The sequence below is a fragment of the Acidovorax sp. GW458-11-26-14-TSB4 genome (genome assembly GCF_059423865.1).
On record NZ_JBWKYR010000015.1, the window covers coordinates 48,288 to 71,949 of the forward strand.

General features: G+C 68.1%; 23 protein-coding genes. 14 read left to right on the forward strand and 9 right to left on the reverse strand.

What is annotated here, in order from left to right; all coding sequences use genetic code 11:
- Positions 1–50 precede the first annotated feature (50 nt).
- The 3 genes from AC07X5_RS24190 to AC07X5_RS24200 are packed head-to-tail and all read left to right on the forward strand — an operon-like array spanning position 51 to position 2,029.
- Positions 51–464, forward strand: a complete 414-nt coding sequence (locus AC07X5_RS24190) for a DoxX family protein (RefSeq protein WP_409961625.1) — start codon at positions 51–53, stop codon at positions 462–464.
- A gap of 53 nt (positions 465–517) precedes the next feature.
- Entirely contained in the window at positions 518–1,072 is a 555-nt protein-coding gene (locus AC07X5_RS24195) for a flavodoxin family protein (RefSeq protein WP_494772184.1), read from the forward strand.
- A gap of 30 nt (positions 1,073–1,102) precedes the next feature.
- Positions 1,103–2,029, forward strand: coding sequence for a pirin family protein (locus AC07X5_RS24200; RefSeq protein ID WP_494772185.1), 927 nt, complete (start codon positions 1,103–1,105; stop codon positions 2,027–2,029).
- Positions 2,030–2,041: 12 nt separating this feature from the next.
- Here the strand turns inward: AC07X5_RS24200 and AC07X5_RS24205 are convergent, their stop codons facing one another.
- The 4 genes from AC07X5_RS24205 to AC07X5_RS24220 form a co-directional block, all read right to left on the reverse strand.
- On the reverse strand, positions 2,042–2,788 hold the full coding sequence (locus AC07X5_RS24205) for a sulfurtransferase (RefSeq protein WP_494772186.1): 747 nt from the start codon (positions 2,786–2,788) through the stop codon (positions 2,042–2,044).
- Positions 2,789–2,906: 118 nt separating this feature from the next.
- Complete coding sequence (locus AC07X5_RS24210) at positions 2,907–3,761, reverse strand: MinD/ParA family protein (protein ID WP_494772187.1); 855 nt, start codon at positions 3,759–3,761, stop codon at positions 2,907–2,909.
- 10 nt (positions 3,762–3,771) lie between these two features.
- Positions 3,772–4,539, reverse strand: a complete 768-nt coding sequence (locus AC07X5_RS24215; RefSeq protein ID WP_409961630.1) for a GGDEF domain-containing protein — start codon at positions 4,537–4,539, stop codon at positions 3,772–3,774.
- Positions 4,540–4,615: 76 nt separating this feature from the next.
- Positions 4,616–6,325, reverse strand: coding sequence for a SulP family inorganic anion transporter (locus AC07X5_RS24220; RefSeq protein WP_494772188.1), 1,710 nt, complete (start codon positions 6,323–6,325; stop codon positions 4,616–4,618).
- A 128-nt stretch (positions 6,326–6,453) separates the two neighbouring features.
- On the opposite strand from AC07X5_RS24220, the gene AC07X5_RS24225 reads away from it, so the two are divergent.
- From AC07X5_RS24225 to AC07X5_RS24235, 3 genes are all read left to right on the forward strand, one after another.
- Positions 6,454–6,912: a BON domain-containing protein gene (locus AC07X5_RS24225; RefSeq protein ID WP_409961632.1), complete on the forward strand. Its 459-nt coding sequence runs from the start codon at positions 6,454–6,456 to the stop codon at positions 6,910–6,912.
- Positions 6,913–7,188: 276 nt separating this feature from the next.
- Positions 7,189–8,418: a PLP-dependent transferase gene (locus AC07X5_RS24230; RefSeq protein ID WP_494772189.1), complete on the forward strand. Its 1,230-nt coding sequence runs from the start codon at positions 7,189–7,191 to the stop codon at positions 8,416–8,418.
- Positions 8,419–8,490: 72 nt separating this feature from the next.
- Entirely contained in the window at positions 8,491–8,676 is a 186-nt protein-coding gene (locus AC07X5_RS24235) for a hypothetical protein (protein ID WP_409961634.1), read from the forward strand.
- A gap of 66 nt (positions 8,677–8,742) precedes the next feature.
- Here AC07X5_RS24235 and AC07X5_RS24240 read toward each other — a convergent pair whose 3' ends face one another.
- On the reverse strand, positions 8,743–9,408 hold the full coding sequence (locus tag AC07X5_RS24240; protein WP_494772190.1) for an arylesterase: 666 nt from the start codon (positions 9,406–9,408) through the stop codon (positions 8,743–8,745).
- Positions 9,409–9,423: 15 nt separating this feature from the next.
- Between AC07X5_RS24240 and AC07X5_RS24245 the strand changes: the two genes are divergently transcribed.
- From AC07X5_RS24245 to AC07X5_RS24280, 8 genes are all read left to right on the forward strand, one after another.
- Positions 9,424–10,119, forward strand: coding sequence for an ABC transporter ATP-binding protein (locus AC07X5_RS24245; protein WP_494772191.1), 696 nt, complete (start codon positions 9,424–9,426; stop codon positions 10,117–10,119).
- Positions 10,120–10,197: 78 nt separating this feature from the next.
- Complete coding sequence (gene rlmB, locus AC07X5_RS24250; protein WP_494772192.1) at positions 10,198–10,944, forward strand: 23S rRNA (guanosine(2251)-2'-O)-methyltransferase RlmB; 747 nt, start codon at positions 10,198–10,200, stop codon at positions 10,942–10,944.
- Positions 10,945–10,952: 8 nt separating this feature from the next.
- Positions 10,953–11,690, forward strand: a complete 738-nt coding sequence (locus tag AC07X5_RS24255; protein ID WP_494772193.1) for an SIR2 family NAD-dependent protein deacylase — start codon at positions 10,953–10,955, stop codon at positions 11,688–11,690.
- A 135-nt stretch (positions 11,691–11,825) separates the two neighbouring features.
- Positions 11,826–12,992, forward strand: a complete 1,167-nt coding sequence (locus tag AC07X5_RS24260; RefSeq protein WP_494772194.1) for an ABC transporter substrate-binding protein — start codon at positions 11,826–11,828, stop codon at positions 12,990–12,992.
- A 1,134-nt stretch (positions 12,993–14,126) separates the two neighbouring features.
- Entirely contained in the window at positions 14,127–15,971 is a 1,845-nt protein-coding gene (locus AC07X5_RS24265; protein ID WP_494772195.1) for a PAS domain S-box protein, read from the forward strand.
- A complete protein-coding gene (locus AC07X5_RS24270) occupies positions 15,968–16,363 on the forward strand; it encodes a response regulator (RefSeq protein ID WP_494772196.1) in 396 nt (131 codons plus the stop codon). Before AC07X5_RS24265 ends, AC07X5_RS24270 begins: the two co-directional genes overlap by 4 nt.
- 25 nt (positions 16,364–16,388) lie before the next feature.
- A complete protein-coding gene (locus tag AC07X5_RS24275) occupies positions 16,389–20,051 on the forward strand; it encodes an EAL domain-containing protein (protein WP_494772197.1) in 3,663 nt (1,220 codons plus the stop codon).
- 56 nt (positions 20,052–20,107) lie between these two features.
- Positions 20,108–20,650, forward strand: a complete 543-nt coding sequence (locus tag AC07X5_RS24280; RefSeq protein ID WP_494772198.1) for a retropepsin-like aspartic protease family protein — start codon at positions 20,108–20,110, stop codon at positions 20,648–20,650.
- Positions 20,651–20,681: 31 nt separating this feature from the next.
- Here AC07X5_RS24280 and mmsB read toward each other — a convergent pair whose 3' ends face one another.
- Genes mmsB through AC07X5_RS24300 form a run of 4 tightly spaced genes read right to left on the reverse strand, consistent with a single transcriptional unit; the run spans position 20,682 to position 23,652 of the window.
- Positions 20,682–21,569: a 3-hydroxyisobutyrate dehydrogenase gene (gene mmsB / locus AC07X5_RS24285; protein WP_494772199.1), complete on the reverse strand. Its 888-nt coding sequence runs from the start codon at positions 21,567–21,569 to the stop codon at positions 20,682–20,684.
- A 38-nt stretch (positions 21,570–21,607) separates the two neighbouring features.
- A complete protein-coding gene (locus tag AC07X5_RS24290; RefSeq protein ID WP_494772200.1) occupies positions 21,608–22,000 on the reverse strand; it encodes a DUF488 domain-containing protein in 393 nt (130 codons plus the stop codon).
- A gap of 22 nt (positions 22,001–22,022) precedes the next feature.
- A complete protein-coding gene (locus AC07X5_RS24295) occupies positions 22,023–22,472 on the reverse strand; it encodes a TfoX/Sxy family protein (protein ID WP_494772201.1) in 450 nt (149 codons plus the stop codon).
- Between the two features lie 13 nt (positions 22,473–22,485).
- Positions 22,486–23,652, reverse strand: coding sequence for an acyl-CoA dehydrogenase family protein (locus AC07X5_RS24300; RefSeq protein WP_409961605.1), 1,167 nt, complete (start codon positions 23,650–23,652; stop codon positions 22,486–22,488).
- Positions 23,653–23,662: the final 10 nt, after the last annotated feature.

Below are 23,662 nucleotides of genomic sequence, written 5' to 3' on the forward strand. Positions count from 1 at the left end.
TGCCACCGTCCATTCACCATCATTTCCACCCGTCACTGAAAGAGTCCACCATGTTCAATTCCCTGCAAAACCCCCTGGCCCTGGCCTCGCGCCTGCTGCTGGCCGCCCTGTTCCTGCCCGCCGGCATCGGCAAGCTCACCGGTTTTGCCGGCACCGTGGGCTACATCAGCTCCGTGGGCCTGCCCATGCCCACCGTGGCGGCCGCCATTGCCGCTGCCGTGGAAGTGCTGGGCAGCCTGGCGCTGATCTTCGGCTTCGGCACGCGCTTTGCCGCCCTGGCGCTGGCGGTCTTCACGCTGGTGGCGAGCTTCTTCTTCCACGCCTACTGGTCGCTGCCGGCCGACAAGCAGATGATGCAGCAGCTGATGTTCTTTAAGAACGTGGGCGTCGTGGGCGGCCTGCTGGCCCTGGCGGCCTTCGGTGCCGGCGGCTGGAGCCTCGACGCGCGCCGTTCTTCCCGCTGACTCCCCGATACTGCGGCATCATCGGTGCTTCAACGTTTGCAAGGAAACGCCGCATGCCGCAGATCGCTGTCGTCTACCACTCGGGTTATGGCCATACCCAGCGCATGGCCCAGGCCGTGGCCCATGGCGCGGGGGCCGAGCTGATCGCCATCGATGCGGATGGCAACCTGCCCGAAGGCGGCTGGGAGGCCCTGGCCGCCGCCGCTGCCATCATCTTCGGCTCCCCCACCTACATGGCCGGGCCGAGCTGGCAGTTCAAGCGCTTTGCCGACGCCTCGTCCAAGCCCTGGTTCAGCCAGGCCTGGAAGGACAAGCTCTTCGCCGGCTTCACCAACAGCGCGGCGACCAATGGCGACAAGCAGGTCACGCTCGACTACCTGTTCCATCTGGCCATGCAGCATGGTGGCCTGTGGGTGGGGGCGGGCGTGCTGCCTTCCAACTCCAAGGCCGCCACGCGCAATGACGTGAACTGGCTCGGTGCCTACAGCGGCGCCATGGCGCAGTCGCCATCGGATGCATCGGCCGGCGAGATGGCGCCGGGAGACCTGGACACCGGGCGCTTTCTCGGCCAGCGCGTGGCCGGGTTGGCATCCCGATTCAAGGATTGACGAATTACACGCACGCAGGAGCTTCCCACGATGACCTCAGATACCTCTCCCGAAACCGGCCGCAACAGCAGTGTGCTGCGCCTGTCCGGCCACCCCAAGGACCTGGGCGGCGGCTTCACTGTACGGCGCCTGCTGCCGGCCGTGCAGTGCCGCTCGGTCGGGCCTTTCATCTTCTTCGACCATTTCGGCCCGGTGACCGTGGAGCCGGGGGCCGCGCACGATGTGCGCCCCCATCCCCACATCGGCCTGGCGACGGTGACCTACCTGTTCTCCGGCGCCATCATGCACCGCGACAGCCTGGGCTATGTGCAGCAGATCGAGCCCGGCGCCATCAACTGGATGACGGCCGGCAACGGCATCGTGCACTCCGAGCGCCGGCCCGAGTCGCTGGCGGACCAGCCTTATGTCAACCATGGCATCCAGCTGTGGGCGGCACTGCCGGTGGCGGCCGAGGAGGTCGATGCCTCCTTCGTGCACACGCCGGCCGCTGCCATTCCCGAGGTGCGGGTGGGCGATGCGGTGGTGCGTGTGCTCATCGGCACGGCCTTTGGCCAGACCTCGCCGGTGGCCACCTATGCGCCCACCTTGTACCTGGACGTGCAACTGCCCGCCGGTGGCGTGCTGGAGCTGCCGGCCCTGGCGCCGGAAATGGCGCTGTACCCGGTGGACGCCGAGTTGCTGCTCGATGGCGAGCCGCTGCCAGACCACACCCTGGCGGTGCTGGCCGCAGGGGCGGCAGCGCCCGTGCGGCTGCAGGCAGGCGACCGTGCGGTGCGCCTGATGGTCATCGGCGGCGATGCGCTCGACGGCCCGCGCCACATGTGGTGGAACTTCGTCTCCAGCCGCAAGGAGCGCATCGTCCAGGCGGCAGGCGATTGGGAGGCCGGGCGCATGAAGGTGGTGCCCGGCGAGACCGAGTTCATCCCCTTGCCGGAGCACCGCTTCCGCGCGGACTGAGCAAAGGGCCGGTCAGGCCTTTTCTGGCGTGTCGGTCGACAGGTCGGCCGCCAGCACCCGGCGCTCGTCGAAGACGAAGCAGCCGCCGTGGTAGTGGGCTCCATCGGTTTCCTCGAAGTACTTGAGGATGCCGCCTTCGAGCTGGTAGACGTGATCGAGCCCTTCCTCGCGCATGAGGATGGCCGCCTTCTCGCAGCGGATGCCGCCGGTGCAGAAGCTCACCACCGTCTTGTCCACCAGTTCGGCCTTGTGGGCGCGCAGGGCGGGCGGAAACTCGGTGAACTTGTCGATGCGCCAGTCGATGGCCTTGTCGAAGGTGCCCTCGTCCACCTCGAAGGCATTGCGGGTGTCGAGCGTGACCACCTCGCGACCTTCGTCGTCATGGCCCTGGGCCAGCCAGCGGTGCAGCGTGGCTGGCGTGACGGCCGGGGCCCGGCCGGCACTGGGCTGGATGGTGGGGTGGTCCATGCGGATGATCTCGCGCTTGACCTTGACCAGCATCTTGCGAAACGGCACCGTGTTCGACCAGCTTTCCTTGGGCGCCAGGTCGGCAAAGCGCGCGTCGGTGCGCATGGCGTCGACAAAACCGCGCACGGCCTCGGCCGTGCCCGCCAGGAAGAAGTTGATGCCTTCCCCGGCCAGCAGGATGGTGCCCTTGAGTTGTGCCGCCATGGCACGCTCGTGCAGCAGGTCGCGCAGCGCCTGCGCATCGGGCAGGGGCACGAACTTGTAGCAGGAGATATTGAGGACGTCGTTCACGGCGATGGCCAGGGGTTCACACGCAATAGGGAAGGGGGATCGGTCCGCCAGGCACCGTTCTCCTGGCGGGCGCGCACCAATGGTCGCGCGGTGGCGCGGCGGTTGCCCGCCGCACCGTTCAGACCGTGGGTACCAGCAGCGTGGTCTCGATCTTGTTGGCCAGCTGGGCAATGGCCAGCGACGCTGGGCAGCCCGGCGTGTTGAGCAGCAGCAGCTGGCGGCGCATCACGGCCTCGCGCACGGACGGGTCGGCCGGGATGTCGCCCATGTGGATCAGGCGCACGCCGCGGCCGGTCTCGGTGCTGACGAAGCGGTCCAGCACCTGCTGCAGCTGGCCGGCAATGGCCCGGCCATCGCCCGGGCGGGCGGCCTGATTGATCACCATGCGCACGTGCTGGCGCTTTTGCTGCATGGCCAGCACCTTGATGGCGGCGTAGGCGTCGGTCAGCGAGGTCGGTTCGGGAGTGGCCACGATCAGCACCTCGGAGGCCAGCGAGATCGAGAACAGCACCACGTCGGAAATGCCGGCGCCGGTGTCCAGCAGGATCACGTCGTAGTTCGGCGCAATGGCCTGGATCACGTTCAGGAACTGGTTGCGCACCTCGGGCGTGAGGCGCGAGTACTCCACCATGCCCGAGCCGGCCAGCAGCACCGAGAAGCCGCCAGGCGCCTGGATCACGGCGTCTTCGAGCAGCGCCTTGCCGGTGAACACATCGTGCAGCGTGATCTTGGGGTGCAGGTTGAGCACCACGTCCAGGTTGGCCAGGCCCAGGTCGGCGTCGAGCACCAGCACGCGCTGGCCGCGCCGCGTGAGCGCCGCCGCGAGGTTGGCCGAGACGAAGGTCTTGCCCACGCCGCCCTTGCCGCTGGTGATGGCGATGATGCGCGCACCGGTGGCCGCCGCGCCGGGTGGGCGGCCGGGCGAGGGTGGGGCGTCGGACGAGGTGGGTGGGGGGGACAGCGCGTCGCTCATCTTCTAACTTTCAGTTGGCGCTGCCTGTTGGGTCCAGCGGGGGCAGGTCGCCCCAGCCCGAGGGCGTGTACAAGGGGCCGAACAACAGGCTCTTTTCTTCGGCACTGACGGTACTGTCGGGTTGCTCTTCGATGCTCACCCGGTTGCGGCCCGACGACTTGGCCTGGTAGAGCTGGTGGTCGGCGCGGTCGGTCCACAGCAGGGTGGTCGAGCGGATCCACTGCAGGGCGAAGGCCCCGCCGATGCTGACCGTGACATTGAGCTCCACGGAGGGCGAAATCCTGACGGGCGTGTTGGCCACGGCGCGGCGGATGCGTTCCGCCACCACCTTGCCAAACGCCGCCTGGCATGCCGGCAGCACCACGGCGAACTCTTCACCGCCGTAGCGCGCCAGGGTGTCCATGGGGCGCACGCAGGCGCTCAGGGTGCGTGCCACCGACTGCAGCACCACGTCACCTGCCAGGTGGCCATGGGTGTCGTTGACCGCCTTGAAATGGTCGATGTCCAGCATCAGCAGCAGGGCGGCTTCGCCCGAGCGCGTCACGCGGTCGATCTCGCGCTCGAGCACGGCGCGAAAATGCCGACGGTTGGCCAGCCCGGTGAGGGGGTCCTTGAGCGAAAGCTCGCACAGGCCGTCGATCAGGCCCTGGAGGTAGCGGGACGGCGCTTCGCGTTGCAGCGAAGCTTCGCTGCCCGAAGCCTGCGCCACGAGCGCGTGGGCGATGTCCAGGCGCAGATCGCGCAGGTCTACGAGATGGGAGGCCGCAGAGTCAGACACAAATGGATTAGGCAGAGTTCATTGAGTGTAGCAGCGGATAGGGATTTTAGATGGTTATCGATAGTGCGTAAGGGTTTCATCCCGCCTGGAGGCTAGCCCCCTGGGCCAGCGGCTCGGCGGGGATCTGCTGCAGTGCCAGCAGAGCCTCCGCATCGGTGCGGTACATGCGCAGGCCGGGGCCGTCCTCCAGCAGGCCGGCGCGGCGCAGCACCTGCTCCACGGGCAGCTTCATGCCGCTCACATGCAGCGTGCCGCCGCGGGCCTGCATCGCGGCCCGCAGCGCGGCGAAGGTTTCCACGCCGGTGATGTCGATGCGGTTGATGGGCAGGGCCATGAGGCACAGCTCCGTGATCTCCGGGTGGGAGACCAAGTGGTCGGTCACGTAGCGGTCCAGCGCGCTGGCCGAGCCGAAATCCAGTTCCGCGTCCATGCGCAGCGCCAGCAGGCGGGGCGCCAGCGGCGGCAGATGCCACAGGTGGCGGTCGCGCAGGCTGCCGTCGGGATGCAGGCCCACCTCGATGATGCGCGGGTGCAGGCGCTGGTACAGAAAGTGGCTCAGGTTCATCACCAGCCCGACCAGCACGCCCCAGTACATGCGCGGCGCGGTGGCCAGGGTCAGCGCAAAGGTCACGCCGGCCATCATGGCCTCGACGCGCGAGATGCGCCACAGGCGCAGCAGGGTGGCGGGCTTGATGAGGCTGGTCACGGCCGTGATCACCACGGCGGCCAGCACCGATTGCGGCACATGGTAGAGCGCCGGCGTGAGCCACAGCAGGACCACCAGCACCAGGGCGATGGCGAACACCGTCGCCCAGCCCGTGCGCGCTCCGGCATACAGGTTGATGGCCGAGCGCGAGAACGAGGCGCTGGTGGCAAAGCTGCCGCACAGCCCGCTGCTGATCTTGGCCAGGCCCTGGCCGATCAGGTCCTGGTTCTCGTTCCAGCGCTCGCCCGAGCGCTGGCTCTCCACCTTGGCGCTGGAGGCGGTTTCGAGAAAGCTCACCAGCGTGACCACCAGCACCGGCATCACCAGGGCGGAAAACTGCGACCAGGACAGCAGGCCGGGCCAGTACAGCGAGGGCAGCCCCTCGGGCAGGGTGCCCACCACGTTGCCGCCGCCGTCGGCATAGCCGAGCGCCCAGCTCAGCGCCCCGGCCGCGCCCACGACCACGATGGCGGCCGGAAAGTTCGGGCGCCAGCGCCGGGCCAGCACCAGCAGCGCCAGGCTGCCCACGCCGAAGGCCGCAGCCACCAGGTCGAAATGCCCCAGCGACGGGGTGGCCCACAGGGCGCCGAGGTCCGAGCGCAGGCCCGTGAAGGCGCGCAGCTGCGAGGCCAGGATCAGCAGGGCGGCGGCCTGGGTGAAGCCGCTGAGCACCGGCGAGGTCACCAGGTTCAGCAGCCAGCCGAAGCGTGCCACCCCCATCACCAGCTGCAGCAGGCCCGACAGCAGGGCCATCCAGGCCGCCAGGGCCACCCACTGCGCGCTGCCCGGCTCGGCCAGCCCGGTCAGGGAGGCGCCGATCAACAGGCTGGTGAGCGCAGTGGGACCCACGCCCAGCCGGGTGGAGGAACTGAACAGCACCGCCACCAGGGCCGGAATCAGGGAGGCATAGATGCCGGTGACCAGCGGCATGCCGGCCAGCGCGGCATAGGCCACGCCCTGGGGCACCAGCATCAGCCCCACGGTCATGCCGGCGGAAAACTCGCCCTTGAGCAGGTGGCGGTCGGGGCGGGGCCAGGCGAGGAAAGGAAACCAGCGGGACAGTGCGTGCATGGAAGGCATGGCCCCGATTGTCGCCCGCTCCGCAGGCCTGCCTTGCGTCCTACAGCCACTTCGGAGCTCTCCGACCCGTTGTGCGAGCTCCGCCGCCTAAAGTACCAACCATGTTCCCAACCGCAAGGAGTTTTTCCATGAACACCGCACAGACTGCACAGCGTTCCACCCACCGCATCGCCAGCGTGCTGGCCGTCAGCGCCCTGGCGCTGGGCTTGGCTGCTTGCAGCAAGACCGAAGACGCCACCGTGGGCCAGCGCTTGGATTCGGCCGTGGGCCGCACCGAGCAGGCCGCCACCGACGCCCGCATCAAGGCCGAGGCCGCCATGCAGAGCGCTGGCAACAAGATGGAGCAAGGCTCGCAGACCGCGATGGAAAAGATCGATGACGCGACCATCACCGCACAGGTGTCCGCCGGCCTGGCCAAGGACCCTGACCTGAGCGCCATCAAAATCAACGTGGACACCGTGAACGGTTCCGTGACGCTCAACGGCCCGGCCACCACCCCGGCTGCCAAGGAGCGTGCAGAAACGATTGCCAGCGCCGTCAAGGGCGTGACCTCGGTCAACAACCAGTTGACCGTGACACCGAGCTAAGGTACGGCCGCACCGGTTGGCGCCCAGTCCCCAAGCTTCCTGGGGATGGCACGCGCACTGATCCGGGATGGACGTTGGATGCCGGTTGGCAGCAAAGCAGTGCTGCCGTCACATTGCGAGGACCGGCCATCCGACAACCGCCCGTACAGGTGATGCGTGGGACGCAAGCCTTCCGTGGCCAGGCCCTGGCCTTTGCCTGCCTCTTCAGTGGGGCCACCGCAAAGGAGTCGCGCCGCGTAAGGGCATGCCCTTGTGCGGCGCGCTACCATTGGCCGCATGCACGATTCCGCTTCCGACATCGCTTCCCGCCTGGTCCACCACGATTACATCCCACCCCCAGGCTTTGAGGCCCCGCAGACGCCGGTCTACAAGGCCTCGACCGTGATCTTCCCCAACGTGGCCGCCATGCGCAGCCGCGAATGGAAGGACAAGAGCGGCTACACCTACGGCCTGCACGGGACGCCCACCACCTTCATCCTCGAAGAACGCCTGTGCGCCCTGGAGGGCGGGCTGCAGTGCCTGCTGGTGCCGAGCGGGCTGGCGGCCATTGCCAACGTCGCACTGGCGCTGCTCAAGCCCGGCGATGAACTGCTGATCCCCGACAACGTCTACGGCCCGAGCAAGGACCTGATCCACGGCGAACTGCGCCGCTTCGGCATCACGCACGCGGTCTACGACCCGCTCGATCCGGCCGACCTGGCCGCGCGCATCACGCCCGCCACGCGCCTGGTGTGGCTCGAAGCCGCCGGCTCGGTCACGATGGAGTTCCCCGACCTGTGCGAGCAGGTGCGCATCTGCCGCGCGCGCGGTGTGACCACGGCGCTGGACAACACCTGGGGTGCGGGCCTGGCGTTTGCGCCGTTCGACCTGCTGGGGGATGGCACCTTGGGCGTGGATATTTCCGCGCATGCGCTCACCAAGTACCCCAGCGGCGGCGGTGATGTGCTCATGGGCAGCATCGTCACGCGCGATGAGGCCCTGCACATGAAGCTCAAGCTCACCCACATGCGCCTGGGTCTGGGCGTGGGCGGCAACGATGCCGAGGCGGTGCTGCGCTCGCTGCCCAGCATCGCCCTGCGCTACCGGGCGCACGACGAGGCCGCGCGCAGCCTGGCGCTGTGGCTGCAGCAGCAGCCGGCCATTGCCCAGGTGCTGCACCCGGCGCTGCCGGAATCGCCCGGCCACCTGCATTGGAAGACGCTGTGCGGCGCAGCCTATGGCGGTGCAGGCGGCGCGGCGGGCCTGTTCAGCGTGATGATCGACGCGCGCCACACCCAGGACCAGGTCGACGCCTTCTGCGACGGGTTGCGCCTGTTCAAGCTGGGCTACAGCTGGGGCGGGCCCATGAGCCTGGTCGTGCCCTACGACCTGGCGCGCATGCGTGGCCGGCCCACGGCGCACCTGAAGTCCGGCACGCTGGTGCGCTTTTCCATCGGCCTGGAGGCGGTGGAAGATCTGCGCCAGGATTTGCTGCAGTCCCTGCAGCGGGCCTTTGCCGCCGCTTGACGGTCGCGGGGGTATGTCGGCAAACGCAGGCCTAGCTGTTACAGTGGGTCTCCACTTCAGGAAGCAAACACCTTGGCAACACCCAACTACGGATACGAAAAACGCCAGCGCGAGCTCGCCAAAAAACAGAAGAAAGAAGAGAAGCTGCGTGCCAAATCCCAGCGCAGGCCGGACGACCCGCAGGGTGACCAGCCCGCAGGCGAAAGCGGCGATGGAGCCCAGGGCACTGACCAGCCCTCGGGCGCGCAGGGCGGCTGATCCCCTGGCCTGCGCGTTCTGGGCTGCCGCAGCGCACCCGTTGCAGGCAGGCCCGCAGAGCGGCGCTCAGCGCAGCAGCTTCTTCAGCTCTGGCCAGACATTGGCCAGCATCTGCGGGTGCGCCTCCGCACGCGGATGGATGCGGTCGGCCTGGAACAGGCGCGTGGGGTCCGGGCCATCGGCCACGCCCTTGAGAAAAAACGGCACCACGGCCGCTTTTCTGGCCTGGGCCACGGTGGTGAACAGTCCGGCAAACCGGTTCGCGTAGTCGGTGCCATAGTTGGGCGGCACCTGCATGCCCACCAGCAGGACCTTGGCCCCGGCCTTCTGTGCCGCATCGGTCATGGCGACCAGATTCTCTTCGGTATTCTTCAGCGGCAGGCCGCGCAGCGCGTCGTTGCCACCGAGCTCGATCACCACCACGGCCGGCTTGTGCTGGGTGAGCAGGGCGGCCAGGCGCGAGCGCCCGCCCGAAGTGGTCTCGCCGCTCACACTGGCATTGACCACGCGGCGCTCGATCTTTTCCTCCTGCAGCCGCTTTTCCAGCAGGGCCACCCAGCCGGCGCCGCGCGCCAGGCCGTACTCGGCGCTCAGCGAGTCGCCCAGCACCAGGATGGCTGGCGCGGAAGCTGCTGGTGCCTGGGCCCAGGCGGCGGGCGCGCAAATCCCTGCCAAACCCAGGATGCCTGCCGAGAGGATAAAGTGGCGCCGATACTGCAGATCTCGAATCAAAGCGAAGAACCTTTCATGTCCGAAACTTCCCCATCGCCCGTGACCCCCATTATTGCCGTCGAACACGTCTTCAAGTCGGTCACGGATTCGACAGGTACGCTGGACATTCTGCGGGATATCGATTTCCGCCTGGCGCCAAGGGAAACAGCGGCCATCGTGGGCGCCTCGGGCTCGGGCAAGAGCACGCTCTTGTCCATCATCGCAGGGCTCGACACGCCCACGCGCGGCACGGTGCGCCTGGACGGCCAGGACCTCTTTGCCATCGACGAGGACGAACGCGCCGCGCTGCGTGCGCAGAAGGTCGGCTTCGTGTTCCAGAGCTTCCAGCTCATGGGCAACCTCACCGCGCTGGAGAACGTGATGCTGCCGTTGGAGCTGGCCAACCGGCGCGATGCGCGCAAGGCCGCCGCCGACATGCTGGCGCGCGTGGGCCTGGGCCAGCGCCTTGGCCACTACCCCAAGGTGCTGTCGGGCGGTGAGCAGCAGCGCGTGGCCCTGGCACGGGCCTTCGTGGTGCACCCGGCCGTGCTGCTGGCCGACGAGCCCACGGGCAGCCTGGACTTTGCGACCGGCGAGACCATCATGCAGCTGATGTTCGAGCTCAACCGCGAGCAGGGCACCACGCTGGTTCTCGTCACCCACGACCGCGGTATCGCCGCGCGCTGCGAGCGGCGCATCACCATCGATGCGGGCCAGGTCAAGGAAGATTGACGCCCGAAGGGCCGTTTGGCCGGCGGGGCGCCATCGATGGCCGGCAGGGGACATGGTCGTCCAGCCGATAATCGGGGCATGTCCTCCCCCAAAGTCCTTTTCGGCTTCCATGCCGTGGGCGTGCGCCTGAAGACGGCGCCGCAGTCCATCATCGAGATCTACTACGAAGCCACGCGGCGCGATGCGCGCATGCGCCAATTCCTGGACCGCGCGCGCGAAGCCGGTGCCCGCCTGATCGAGGCCGACAGCGTGCGCATCGCCAAGCTGGCCGGCAGCCATGGCCACCAGGGCGTGGCGGCGCGGGTGGAGCCCGTGGCCCAGGTCACCTCGCTCGACGAACTGCTGGAGAACCTGGAAGCGGCCGGCGTCGAGAACCCGCTGCTGCTGGTGCTTGACGGCGTGACCGACCCGCACAACCTGGGCGCCTGCCTGCGCGTCGCCGACGGCGCGGGCGCGCACGCCGTCATCGCCCCCAAGGACCACGCCGTTGGCATCAACGCCACCGTGGCCAAGGTGGCCAGCGGTGCGGCCGAGACCATGCCGTACTTCATGGTCACCAACCTGGCACGCACCCTGGGCGAGCTCAAGGAACGCAACATCTGGTGCATCGGCACCAGTGACGACGCGACCAAGACCATCTACCAGGTGGATCTGAAAGGCCCTGTGGCCCTGGTGCTGGGCGCCGAGGGCGATGGCATGCGCCAGCTCACGCGCAAGACCTGCGACGAGCTGGTCAGCATTCCCATGAAAGGGGCGGTGGAAAGCCTCAACGTTTCGGTGGCCAGCGGCGTCTGCCTCTACGAGGCCCTGCGCCAGAGGACCTGAGCCCCGCCATGCAGGAAGACCGCCTGGACACCGTGCGCACCTGGGTGCGCGAGGCGCGCCACATCGCCGTGCTCACCGGCGCCGGCGTCAGCGCCGAATCGGGTGTGCCCACCTTCCGCGATGCGCAGACCGGCTACTGGGCCCAGTTCCGCGCCGAGGACATGGCCACCGAGGCAGGTTTTCGTGCCCACCCGGAGCGGGTGTGGGACTGGTACCAGCACCGGCGCCAGCTCATGGACGGTGTGCAGCCCAATGCCGGGCATCTGGCGCTGGCTGCCTTCCAGGCCGCCCACCCGGACCGGCTCACGCTGATCACCCAGAACGTGGACGGCCTGCACCAGCGCGCGGGCAGCACGGGTGTGCTGTGCCTGCATGGCGACCTGTTTGCCAACCGCTGGCTCGACACGCCACGCAACTGCTGCCATATCGACGATGCGGTGGCCGGGAGGCCCCCGACCTGCGAGCGCTGCGGCAACCAGGTGCGCCCCGGCGTAGTCTGGTTTGGCGAAATGCTGCCGCCGGCCGTGTTCGAGGCCGCAGAGCGGGCGACGCAGGACTGCGAACTGATGCTGGTGGTCGGCACGGCGGGTGCGGTCTATCCCGCTGCGGGCTTGGCCCACCTGGCCCGTTCCGCCGGCGCCCGGGTGGCGGTGCTCAACCCGAACCCGAGCGAGCTCGACGGCACCGCCGATGCCGTGCTGCGCGGCACCTCGACCGCCTTGCTGCCGCAGCTCCTGGGCGCCTGATCGCTCCCGGCGCGTTTTAGGGGCATGCCCCAAAATTGTGCGCTTTGCGCGACAGCTTGTCGCACACCGGACAAGTGGCGGCCTCTGGTCCCTGTAGCCTGCGCCACTTTGCAAATCTCCGGGCACCTTCACACCATGAGCCGTCGTCACTTTCTCTTGCGCGCCACCCAGATGGCTGCGGCCACCAGCCTGCCCGCGTGGGCTTCGTCGGCCATGGCGGCCGAAGAGGCCCTGTCGTCCAAGCACATCAACCTGGGCTGCTCCATCGCCCTGACCGGCCCCCTGGGCCAGGCCGGTATCGAGCAGGTGGCCGGCATGAAGGCCGCGTTTGCCGAAGTGAACCAGGCCGGCGGCGTGCATGGCCGCGAGATCCGCATGGACGCCAAGGACGATGCCTATGTCGCCAGCCGCACGCTGCAGAACGTGACGCAGATGCTCGATGCGCAGTCCGTCTTCGCGCTGATCTCGCCCCTGGGCACGGCCAACACCGCCGCCATCCTGCCGCTGATCGAAGGCAAGGGCATCCCCACCGTGGGGCCCATCACGGGCGCGCCCTCGCTGCGTTCGCCCGAGCAGCGCAACGTGTTCTTCGTGCGCCCGAGCTACCGTGACGAAACCCAGCGCCTGGTCAAGCAGGTGGTGGAGATGGGCCTCAAGCGCATTTCCGTGGTCTACCTGGACAACCCCTTCGGCAAGGAAGTGCTGAAAGACATGTCGCGCGCCCTCGACGAGATCAAGGTCGAGCGTGCTGGCGAATTCGCCTTGGCTGTGGACGGCAAGAACGGTGCCGAGCTGGCCGACAAGGTGGCTGCAGAGCGCCCGGGCGCCGTGCTGCTGGCCACCACCGGCACGGCCAACACGGCCTTCGTGCTGCCCTTTCGCGCCAAGGCGGCCGGCGTGCCGCTGGCCGGCCTGTCGGTCACGGTGATCTCGTCGGAACTGCCCAAGCTGGCCACCGCCACGCGCGGCATGGCCCTGGTGCAGGTGTTCCCCGACGCCAATTCGCAGAAGTCGGTGGTGGTGCGGAAGTTCCAGGGCACCATGAAGGCCACCAACGGCAAGCCCGAGTTCATGAACAGCGGCAGTGCGCTGGAAGGCTGGGTCAATGCCCAGATCATGATCGAGGGCCTGAAGAACGCCGGCAAGGACCTCACGCGCGACCGGCTGCGCACCGGCCTGGCCGGCATCCGCTCGCTGTCTTTCGGCGACTTCAACGTGGGCTTTGGCGGCAAGGCCCCGTATGTGGGCTCGGACTCGATCTACCTGGCCATCTACGCCGAGAACGCACGCCGCCTGAGCTGAGCGGGTACCGCGCAGGCTACTTTCCATTCGGCGGGCGGCCAGGGCCTTCAACGTGGCCCATGCTTCGGTGAGCCGCGCGGAATTGCTGCACGCATCGACGAAGTAGCGGCCCGAGGCATCGCTGGATACGAACAGCCGATAGCGCTCTGCGGTGTCCATGGTGAGCCGGGCGCTGGTGTTCTCGCTGTGCAAGGCAAACGCTGCGGGCGCCCGCCCGCGCAGGGTGCGCTGCACCCGCACGGCGTAGCGGGTGGCCGCGACGCTGCCGGGGTCCGAGGCGTCTTCGTACAGGTCCTGGGCCTTCACCACCCGGGCCTGCACCACCGCCATGGCCTCACGGCTTCCTGCGCCGCCGTGGGTGCGCGCCCGTCCATGCACACAGCGTGGCGCAGAGGGGCTTGGGGACCACGGGTTGGCGCCCTCCTGGGCCACCACCAGCCAGTGCGCGGGCCAGCCCGGGATCGGGTTGTCGTGGTTGCGCGACCAGGCATAGCCGTCTTGCTGCGCCCAGAGCTTGTGCAGCGGCGGCACACTCACCGGGTTGCCACCCGCGTTGATGGTCAGGCCCACAGGGCCTACCGACGCATGCCAGGTCTCTCCCCAGGGGCGGGCTGGGGCTGCAGGCGGCCCCAAGGCGCGAGCAGGGGGCGCAGGCGGTCGAATGGCAGCAACATGGTCATTCCGAATGGCTGTGGGACCTGCCGGGCGTTGGCGAGCAGGCGCTCAAAGGCTTCGGCCTGCGCCGCCGTCGGCCCCGCTTTGGAGTCGTGCACGCGCAGGGCAAATCCCTCGCCCGGGTGGGCCATGGCGATTTGGCCCTCCCAGACCTTGGACTGGCCTCCGGTGGACAGGGAAAGGCGCCGCCTGCAGCTGGCGTGTGAACAGGCGCATGGGGACCTCCGTACTGGATGGGGATGGGCGCCAATGTAGCCGCACTGGCAAGGACGCTGGAAGGCCCGTTCCCGCAGTACCGGAAAGGGCTACCGGCCGTGCCGCCGGGGCATGCCGCCAGCCCTGGCCGGGACATATGGGGCTTGGCGTTTGTCTGGTGCATGCCTAAGATGCTCGACAGGGGAGGCGGGAGCCGGGCGGGCGTGTGAGCGACGGCGATGCCCCACCACGACGAGGGGCGGTATGGCATCTGATTTTTCCGGGGCCCACTGGGAGCAGAACCCCGACGCGCTGCTGGTCATCGCGCCGGACGGCACTGTGCTGCACTGGAACCCCGCGGCCGAAGCCACCTTCGGCTACACCGAGGCCGAGGCCCGGGGTCGCCGCCTCACGCAGTTGATCGTGCCGCCGGACCAGGTGCAGGATGAGGAGTCCATCTGTGCCAAGGCCCTGCAGCAGGGGCTGGCCGTGCACGAGTCGGTGCGCCAGCGCAAGGATGGCTCGCTGGTCCATGTGAATGTTTCCACCCGGGCGGTGTTCGGTACCGATGGCCGGCTGCGCTACTTCCTGTCGAGCAAGAAGGACGTCACCCAGCTCAAGGTGCTGCGCGATGCCAAGCTGGTCGAGGCGCGCTTTCGTGACCTGCTCGAGTCCACACCCGATGCCATCGTGATGGTGAACGCCACCGGGCGCATCGTGCTCGTGAACTCCCAGGCCGAAAGGGTGTTCGGCTACCCCCGGGGCCAGTTGCTGGGGCAGGCCATCGAGGTGCTTTTGCCGCAGCGCTACCGCAGTGCCCACCTGGGGCACCGCAGCGGCTTCTTCGTCCAGCCGCGCACCCGCACCATGGGGGCGGGCCTGGAACTGTACGGTGTGCGCAGCGATGGCAGCGAGTTTCCGGTGGAAATCAGCCTCAGTCCGCTGGAAACGGAAGAGGGCACCATGGTGATGAGCGCCATCCGCGACATCACCGCGCGCAAGAAGGCCGACCAGAAGTTCCGCGACCTGCTCGAGTCGGCGCCCGATGCGATGGTGATCGTGGACGGGAATGGGCGCATCGTGCTGGTCAACTCCCAGGCGGTGAAGCTGTTCGGTTGGGCGCGCGAAGAACTGCTGGGCCAGCAGATCGAGCTCCTGGTGCCCGTGCGCCACCGTGGCCAGCATCCGCAGCACCGCGGCGGCTTCTTCACCGAGCCGCGCACCCGCTCCATGGGCGCGGGCCTGGACCTGTACGGGCTGCGCAAGGATGGCACGGAGTTTCCGGTCGAGATCAGCCTGAGCCCGCTGGAGACCGAGGAGGGCCTGTTCGTCTCCAGCGCCATCCGTGACGTGACCGAGCGCAAGCGCTTCGAACAGGCGCTGCGCGACAAGAACCTGGAGCTGGAGAACGCCGCGCTGGTCAAGGACCGCTTCCTGGCAAGTATGTCCCACGAGCTGCGCACGCCGCTCAATGCCGTCATCGGCTTCACCGGCACCCTGCTCATGCGCCTGCCTGGGCCCCTCAACACCGAGCAGGAAAAGCAGCTGCGCATCGTGCAGACCGGTGCGCGCCACCTGCTGTCGCTGATCAATGACCTGCTGGACGTGGCCAAGCTGCGCGACGGCAAGCACGCGTTGCAGCTGGAGATGGTGGATTGCCGCGCGGTGGTGGAGGAGGTGGCCGCGACCCTGGGCCCCGATGCGCAGCGCAAGGGCCTGGCCTTCGTGGTGAGCATGCCCGAGCATGCAGTCCTGGTCCGCACCGACCGGCGCGCCCTCGCCCAGGTGGCCATCAACCTGGTGGGCAATGCCATCAAGTTCACGGGCCAGGGGCAGGTGCTGGTGCAGCTCGATGCGCCGGACCCGGCCAGCCCGCAACTGAGCCTGCGCGTGCAGGACACGGGGCCCGGCATCCCCCTCGTGGACCAGCAGCGGCTGTTCGAGCCGTTTTCCCGGGTGGAGGGTGCCGAGCGGCACCAGGAGGGGTCTGGCCTGGGCCTGCACCTGAGCCGCAAGCTCGCCCAGGCGCTGGGCGGCGACATCACGCTGCACAGCCGGCCCGGCGAGGGCAGCACCTTCATTCTTGATCTGCCCGGAGCCCAGGCATGACCGCCCGCATCCTGGTCATCGAAGATGATGAAGCCAGCCGCATGCTGGTGACTTACCTGCTGGAGGCCGATGGCTACCAGGTTTACGGCGCGTCCAACGGGCGCGATGGCGTGCGCGCGGCGCTGGAGCATGGGCCCGATCTCATCCTGTCGGACCTGCAGATGCCGGTCATGGACGGCTACGAGGTGGCCCGGCTGCTGCATGCCGACCCCGCCTGGCGCAGGGCTCCGCTGGTCGCCGTGACGGCTTTTTCCATGCCCGGAGACCGGGAGAAGGCGCTGGAAGTCGGCTTCCAGGACCATATCTCCAAGCCCATCGACCCGGAGCGCTTCGTGCGCCAGGTCGAGGCCTATCTCTCGCCGGCATCGCGGGCGGTACGCCCGCCGCGGTGATCAACAAGCAAGGAGGGCGGCAGCCATGGCAAAGATCCTCGTCGTGGACGACCAGGCCCCCAACCGGGCCCTGATCGTCACCCTCGTCAGCCACAGTGGCCATGAGGCCCTGGAGGCCGTGGACGGTGCGCAGGCGCTGGAGCTGGTGCGCGCCGAGCGGCCGGCGCTGGTGATCTCGGACATCCTCATGCCGACCATGGATGGCTACGAGTTCGTGCGCCAGCTGCGGGCCGACCCTGCGCTGGCGGGCACGCGCGTCATCTTCTACAGCGCCCACTACCAGGGCGAGGAGGCGCGCAGCCTGGCACTGGCCGGAGGCGTCTCGGAGGTGCTGGTCAAGCCCTGCGAGCCGCAGGACATTCTGCGCGCCATCGAGCGCACGCTGGCCCAGGCGGCGCAAGGCTCCGATGGCGCGAACCAAGTGGCTGAGCCGGCCTTCCGCTCCCAGCACCTGCGCCTGGTGACCGACAAGCTGCGCGGCAACGTGGTCGAGCTGGAGGCCACCAACCGCCGCCTGGCCGCCCTCACCGAGCTCAACCTGCAGCTGGCCTCCGAGCGCGATCCAGCCAGGCTGCTCAACAAGGTCTGCACCGGCGCCCGCGAACTCATCGGTGCGCAATACGCCGTGCTGTGCGCCGTGCGCAAACCGGGCCACACCTCGCTGGTGTGCACCAGCGGCATCGATCCGGTGCTGGCACGTTCGCTGCCGGCGCCCGATGCTTCATCGGGCCTGCTCGGGCGGCTGCAGATGGAGCGCCGCTCGCAGCGGCTGCTCAACCCGGGCGGTGATCCCACCATGGCGGGCCTGCCATCGGGCTACCCACCGCTGTACTGCGCGCTGGAGGCGCCGGTCGCCTCGCTGGCCTCGTCCTACGGCTGGATCTGCCTGGCCAACAAGGAGGGGGCCGACCACTTCAGTGCCGAGGACGAGCGCATCCTCTCCATCCTGGCGGCGCAGGTCGGGCGCATCTATGAGAACGGCAGCCTCTATTTGGAGGTGCAGCGCCATGCCGAGCAACTGCACATCGAGGTGATCGAGCGCCGGCGCGCCCTGGAGGAGCTGCGTGCCAGCGAGGCCAGGTTGCACCGGGCGCAGGTGCTGGCCAAGATCACCCACATCATCAGCGGCCCGGGCGGGCAGTTCGAGAGCTGGCCCGCCACGCTGGCGCAGATGCTGCGGCGCGGCCCGAACACCATGCCGGCCTCCGCCCGGGAATGGATCGGCATGGTGTACGCCGACGACCGTGCACGGGTGCGCAGCATGGCCTTGCAGGCGGTGCGCGAAGGCGTGCGCATGGACTTCACCTACCGCCTGTGGCGCGCCGATGGGGCGCTCTTGCACCTGCGCCAGGTGATGGAGCCGCTGCCCGGCGAGGGTGCCGCTCCCGAAGGCCTGCGCTGGTTCAACACCATCCAGGATGTCACGGCGCAAAAGCGGGCCGAAGAAGCACTGCGCGAGAGCGACCGGCGCTTCAACGAATTGCTCGACAAGGTCGAGATGGCCTCGCTCATGCTCGACCGCAATGGCTGCATCACCTACTGCAACGACTGCCTGTTGCGCCTGTCGGGCTGGGAGCGCGGCGAGATCTTCGGCCGCAACTGGTTCGAGCTGTTCCTGCCGCCGGGCATGGATGGCATGCAGCGGGTGTTCGAGGACATGCTGGCCGATCACCCGGCCACCTGGCATTTCGAGCAGGAAATTCTCACACGGTCCGGCGTGCGCCGGCTGGTGTACTGGAACAACACCGTGCTGCGCTCGGTCGATGGCGAGGCCATCGGCATCGCCTGCCTGGGCGAGGACATCACCGAGCGGCGCGAGGCCGAGCACAAGATCAAGCGCCTGAACCGCGTCTACGCCGTGCTCAGCGGCATCAGCACGCTGCTGGTGCGCATGCGCAGCCGCCAGGAGCTGTTTGCCCAGTCCTGCGACATCGCGGTGCGGCACGGGCAGTTCCGCATGGCCTGGATCGGCCGGGTCGACCGCGCGGCGCAGCAGGTCATCCCGATGGCGATCTCGGGCACCACGCCGGACTTCTTCGACGACATCGCGGGCCGGCTGTCGTATGCCGACCAGCCATCGGGCACCTACAGCCTGACGGCCACGGTGGTGCGCGAACGGCGTGCCCTGGTCTGCGAACGCATCGAAGGCGACCCCCGCGTGCTGCTGCCCGCCAAGCTCAAGGCGCTGTCGGTCGCCTCCATGGCCGTGCTGCCCCTGCTGGTGGCCGACGAGGTGGTGGGCGTGATGGCGCTGTTCTCCGACGAGGCCAGCTTCTTCGATGCCACCGAGATGAAGCTGTTGGGCGAGCTGGCCGGTGACATCAGCTTTGCGCTCGACCACCTCGAAAAATCCGACCGCCTGAACTACCTGGCCTACTACGACGACATCACCACCTTGCCCAACCGCACGCTGTTCCTGGACCGTGTGAACCAGCACAGGCGTGCGCGCGACGGCCACAGGCCGCATGCCTCGCCCTTCCTGGGGGTGGCGCTGATCGACGTGAACCGGTTTCGCATCGTCAACGACACGCTCGGGCGATCCCTCGGGGACGAATTGCTCAAGCTGGTGGCGCAGCGCCTGCAGCGGCATGCTGGTGCGATGGACATGCTGGCGCGCATCGGCGCCAACAGCTTCGGCGTGGCCGTGTGCGATGCGCGAGACGCCAGTGCGGTGGCCGTGGCCGTGGACCACCTGGTGCGGGCCTGCTTCGACGAGCCCTTCCAACTGGGCACGCAGGAGCTGCGCATCACCGCCAAGGCTGGCGTGGCCCTGTTCCCCCTGGATGGCGGCGATGCCGAGGAACTGCTGCGCAATGCCGAGGCCGCGCTCAAGAAGGCCAAGGCATCGGCCGACGCACTGCTGTTCTACACCTCGGAGATGAACCTGCGCGTGGCCGAGGCGCTGAGCCTGGAGAACCACCTGCGCGAAGCGCTGGAGCGCGGCGAGTTCGTGCTGCACTACCAGCCCAAGCTGCACCTGGCCAGTGGCGAGGTGACCGGTGCCGAAGCCCTGATCCGTTGGAACGACCCGCGCCGCGGCCTGGTGCCGCCCGGGCAGTTCATCCCCATCCTCGAAGAGACCGGCCTGATCTACGACGTGGGCCGCTGGGCCCTGGGCCAGGCCCTGGCCGATAACCGGCGCTGGCGTGCAGCAGGTCTGGCGCCGATACGGGTGGCCGTGAACGTCTCGTTCCTGCAACTGCGCCACCGTGCCTTCATCGAGCAGGTGCGCTCGGCCGTGGCGCACGACACAGAGGCCTCAGCCGGCCTGGAGCTGGAGATCACCGAAAGCATGGTGATGGACGACGTGGAGCACAGCACCGCAAGCCTGCATGCCATCCGCGAGATGGGCATCACCGTGGCCATGGACGATTTCGGCACCGGCTTTTCGTCTCTGAGCTACCTGGCGCGCCTGCCGCTCGACACGCTCAAGATCGACCGCTCCTTCATCCAGCACATCGCCGCAGGCGCCAAGGGCAGTGCGCTGGTGTCCACCATCATCAACCTGGGCCACTCGCTGGGGCTCAAGGTGGTGGCCGAAGGGGTGGAGACCGAGGAGCAGTCCGGCCTGCTGGCCTTGCTCGGCTGCGACGAGATCCAGGGTTTTCTCTACAGCCGGCCCGTGCCGGCGGACGTTTTCGAACAGCTGTTCCTGCGCCGCCTGCAGCCCGACGCGCCTGCCCTATGATTTGGGGCTCAGCAATTGCATGCCAGGTCCCGAGAGCCTGGCATATATGACGGCCCATGGGCGAAGAACACGACCACCAGCGACCACCCCCCGCAGACGAACACACGCGCCGCGTGCTGCGCACGAACACCTTGGCCATCCTCGCCTTCTGGCTGGTGGTCATGGGGGTTCTGTATTTCGGCATGAAGCAGTTCATGGCGCCACGCGGCGCCACGGTCACATCCACCGGCTCGCTGGTGATACCGCGCCACAGCGACGGCCACTTCCGCGTGGCGGGCACGGTCAATGGCGTACCGGTGAACTTCATGGTGGACACCGGCGCCAGCCTGATCGCGGTGACCGACGCCATGGCAAAGAAGGCCGGCCTCACCGAAGGCGTGCCCACCACCTTCCGCACGGCCAATGGCGAGCGCCAGGGACGGGTATCACCGTCCCAATCGGTCACCGTGCGCAACCTCGAAGTCGCAGGCCTGCGCGTGGGCACGGGCTACACCGGCGAGAGCGAGGACGATGCACTGCTCGGTCAGAACTTCCTGCGCCAGTTCGACGTGGAGATCAAGCGTGACAGCATGGTGCTGAACCCCCGCGGCGGCAATTGAGCTGCCACCGCGTACGGGGCCAAATGGGGCTTCAGCCCTTCTTCTGAACCGACTTGATGATGCTCGAGAAGTCGAGCGCGCCATGGCCGGCCAGGCTGTGCGCGGCATACAGGTTGCGCGCAAGGCCGCCCAGGGGCGTCGCGGCCTTCACTGCGGCGGCATTCTCCTGTGCCAGGCCCAGGTCCTTGAGCATCAGGTCGGTGCCGAAGCCGCCGGCGTAGCCCTTGCTCGCGGGTGCGGTCTCCATCACGCCGGGCATGGGGTTGTACTTTTCCAGCGCCCAGTTGCCGCCAGAACTGCGGCGCATGATCTCCGAGAGCACCTTGGGGTCCAGCCCGTTGGCCACGCCCAGGGCAATGGCCTCGCTGGTGCCGGCCATGAGAATGCCGAGCAGCATGTTGTTGCAGATCTTGGCCGTCTGGCCAGCACCCACACCGCCCGCATGGAAGATGTTGGCGCCAATTTTCTCGAGCACCGGGCGCGCACGCTCCAGGTCGGCCGCCTCGCCACCGACCATGAAGGTCAGCGTGCCGGCAATGGCGCCGCCCGTGCCGCCCGATACAGGCGCATCGATGAAGGCCACACCCTTGGCCTTGGCGGCCTCGGCCACCTTGCGCGAGGTGGCGGCAGCGATGGTGGAGCAGTCGATCACCAGCGTGCCGGCCGGCAGCTGGTCCAGCAGTTCGCCCTGGCCCAGGAACAGGCTGTCCACATGCTGGCTGGCGGGCAGCATGCTGATGACCACCTCGGCGCCCTGAACGGCGGCGTGGGCATCGGCGGCGATGGCCACGCCATCGGCCGCGAGCTTGTCGCGCGCAGTTTGCGACAGGTCGAACGCCCGCACCTCGTGGCCGGCCTTGTGCAGGTTCACGGCCATGGGGCCGCCCATGTTTCCGAGGCCGATGAATGCGATCTTCATGGTGCTATCTCCTTGGTGTCGTTGTGATGGTGAAAGAATCAGTCTGTGGCGATGTCTGCATCCCGGCTGGCCAGTTCTTCGCGCAGAACGGAGCGGTGGCAGCGGGCCTCGTTCTCGCAGTAGCAGCCGAGCGACATGGCGCCGTGGTGCGACAGGGTGGCCAGAAGGTCCAGCGTGCGGCTGGCTTCGGGCTGGGCCAGCTCCTTGCGGAACAGTTTGGTGAACACCTGCCATTCCTTGTCGGTCTGCGCTTGCTGGCCCTGGGCCATGAGTTCGGCGCTGGGCGAGAGCAGGGGGTACCACACGTCATACCAGTCCTGGCTGGCGAACTCGGCCTTGGGCACGCCGCGCGGCGGCCTGCGCACGGTGCCGATGCGGGTGCCTTCACCGGGGGCACGCGGCGTGCCGAGGCGGACGATGCGGATGGGCATGGCGGCGGCTTCCTTCAGGGGATCAGTCGTCGGCCTCGAAGATGCTGTGGCGCTTGGTGGTCGCCGGCTTCTTCTTCGTGGCAGGGCTTTTCTTGGCGGCCGTCTTGGTCGCTGTCGATTTGCGTTTGGGTGTGGCCTTGGCCTGCGGGTTGTAGGCCAGTGCCTCCTGCACCCAGAAGTTCCACAGCGCGCGCGTGGCATAGCCATTGGGCTCGATCCAGAAATAGCCCTTCATACCGCCGCCGGGCGAGAGCTCGCGCGTGTTCTGCATCTCCTGGAACTCTTCGTGCCGCTCGGGTGGCAGGCGCACCAGCAGGTCTTCGTTCTTCACGGCGATGCAGACCTTGCCGTCCACGAAGAAGGCATGGCTGCCGAACAGGTTGCGTTCCTCCACATCGCCGCGCGATTCCAATGCGTCGCGCACTGCGGCGATCAGGTGCAGGGTCTCGTCGGAGAGGGGGCGTGCAGGCATGGGGGTGGTGGATTCAGCGGATCACGTCCGGCGCATCGCCATCGAGCATGCGCCGCGCGATGATCACGCGCATGATCTCGTTGGTGCCCTCCAGGATCTGGTGCACGCGCGCATCGCGCAGCAGGCGCTCCAGCGGGTATTCGCGGATATAGCCGTAGCCGCCGTGCAGCTGCAGCGCCTCGTTGCAGACGGTGAAGCCGGCGTCGGTGGCAAAGCGCTTTGCCATGGCGCAGTAGGTGCTGGCATTCGCATCGCCCGCGTCGAGTTTGCTGGCCGCCAGGCGCACCATCTGGCGCGCGGCCACCAGCTCGGTGGCCATGTCGGCCAGCTTGAACTGCAGTGCCTGGAAGCTCGCGATGGGCTTGCCAAACTGCTTCCTGTCCTGCATGTACTGCTGGGCCTGCGCGAGCGCGCCCTGCGCCGCGCCCACCGAGCAGGTGGCGATGTTGATGCGCCCGCCGTCCAGGCCCTTCATCGCGATCTTGAAGCCCTCGCCCTCGCGGCCGAGCAGGTGATCGGCCGGAATGCGCACGTTGTCGAAGCTGATGGTGCGCGTGGGCTGGCTGTTCCAGCCCATTTTTTCTTCCTTCTTGCCGTAGCTGATGCCCGGCGCATCGGCCGGCACGGCAAAGGCCGAGATGCCGCCCGCGCCCGAGGCCGCATCGCCCGTGCGCGCCATGAGCACCAGCACGTCGGTGGCGCCCGCACCCGAGATGAAGGCCTTGGCGCCGTTGATCACGTATTCGTGGCCCACCAGCTCGGCCCGGGTCTTGAGCGAAGCCGCGTCCGAGCCCGCACCGGGCTCGGTCAGGCAGTAGGAGGCGAGCTTTTCGCCCGTGGTGAGCAGCGGCCCCCAGTGGTCGCGCACGGCCGGGGTGGCCCAGGTGCCCAGCATCCAGGTCGCCATGTTGTGGATGGTGATGAAGGCCGTCGTGGACGGGTCCACGGCCGCCATTTCCTCGAAGACCAGCGTGGCGTCCAGGCGGGGCAGGGCCAGGCCGCCCGCAGCCTCGGGCGCGTACAGACCGCAAAAGCCCAGCTCGCCGGCCTTGGCGATGGCCTCTTTGGGGAAGATGCCTTCGGCGTCCCAGTGCGCGGCGTGCGGCGCGAACTCGGCCCGGGCAAAGTCGCGGGCCGTCTGGGCAAAGGCGCGTTGTTCTTCGGTGAGCTCGAAGTCCATGTCTCTGTGG

Coding starts and splice junctions, on each gene's coding strand:
- AC07X5_RS24190 (WP_409961625.1), top strand. CDS start 51: ATGTTCAATTCCCTGCAAAACCCCCTGGCCCTGGCCTCGCGCCTGCTG.
- AC07X5_RS24195 (WP_494772184.1), top strand. CDS start 518: ATGCCGCAGATCGCTGTCGTCTACCACTCGGGTTATGGCCATACCCAG.
- AC07X5_RS24200 (WP_494772185.1), top strand. CDS start 1,103: ATGACCTCAGATACCTCTCCCGAAACCGGCCGCAACAGCAGTGTGCTG.
- AC07X5_RS24210 (WP_494772187.1), bottom strand. CDS start 3,761: ATGAGCGACGCGCTGTCCCCCCCACCCACCTCGTCCGACGCCCCACCC.
- AC07X5_RS24220 (WP_494772188.1), bottom strand. CDS start 6,325: ATGCCTTCCATGCACGCACTGTCCCGCTGGTTTCCTTTCCTCGCCTGG.
- AC07X5_RS24225 (WP_409961632.1), top strand. CDS start 6,454: ATGAACACCGCACAGACTGCACAGCGTTCCACCCACCGCATCGCCAGC.
- AC07X5_RS24230 (WP_494772189.1), top strand. CDS start 7,189: ATGCACGATTCCGCTTCCGACATCGCTTCCCGCCTGGTCCACCACGAT.
- AC07X5_RS24245 (WP_494772191.1), top strand. CDS start 9,424: ATGTCCGAAACTTCCCCATCGCCCGTGACCCCCATTATTGCCGTCGAA.
- rlmB (WP_494772192.1), top strand. CDS start 10,198: ATGTCCTCCCCCAAAGTCCTTTTCGGCTTCCATGCCGTGGGCGTGCGC.
- AC07X5_RS24255 (WP_494772193.1), top strand. CDS start 10,953: ATGCAGGAAGACCGCCTGGACACCGTGCGCACCTGGGTGCGCGAGGCG.
- AC07X5_RS24260 (WP_494772194.1), top strand. CDS start 11,826: ATGAGCCGTCGTCACTTTCTCTTGCGCGCCACCCAGATGGCTGCGGCC.
- AC07X5_RS24265 (WP_494772195.1), top strand. CDS start 14,127: ATGGCATCTGATTTTTCCGGGGCCCACTGGGAGCAGAACCCCGACGCG.
- AC07X5_RS24270 (WP_494772196.1), top strand. CDS start 15,968: ATGACCGCCCGCATCCTGGTCATCGAAGATGATGAAGCCAGCCGCATG.
- AC07X5_RS24275 (WP_494772197.1), top strand. CDS start 16,389: ATGGCAAAGATCCTCGTCGTGGACGACCAGGCCCCCAACCGGGCCCTG.
- AC07X5_RS24280 (WP_494772198.1), top strand. CDS start 20,108: ATGGGCGAAGAACACGACCACCAGCGACCACCCCCCGCAGACGAACAC.
- mmsB (WP_494772199.1), bottom strand. CDS start 21,569: ATGAAGATCGCATTCATCGGCCTCGGAAACATGGGCGGCCCCATGGCC.
- AC07X5_RS24290 (WP_494772200.1), bottom strand. CDS start 22,000: ATGCCCATCCGCATCGTCCGCCTCGGCACGCCGCGTGCCCCCGGTGAA.
- AC07X5_RS24295 (WP_494772201.1), bottom strand. CDS start 22,472: ATGCCTGCACGCCCCCTCTCCGACGAGACCCTGCACCTGATCGCCGCA.
- AC07X5_RS24300 (WP_409961605.1), bottom strand. CDS start 23,652: ATGGACTTCGAGCTCACCGAAGAACAACGCGCCTTTGCCCAGACGGCC.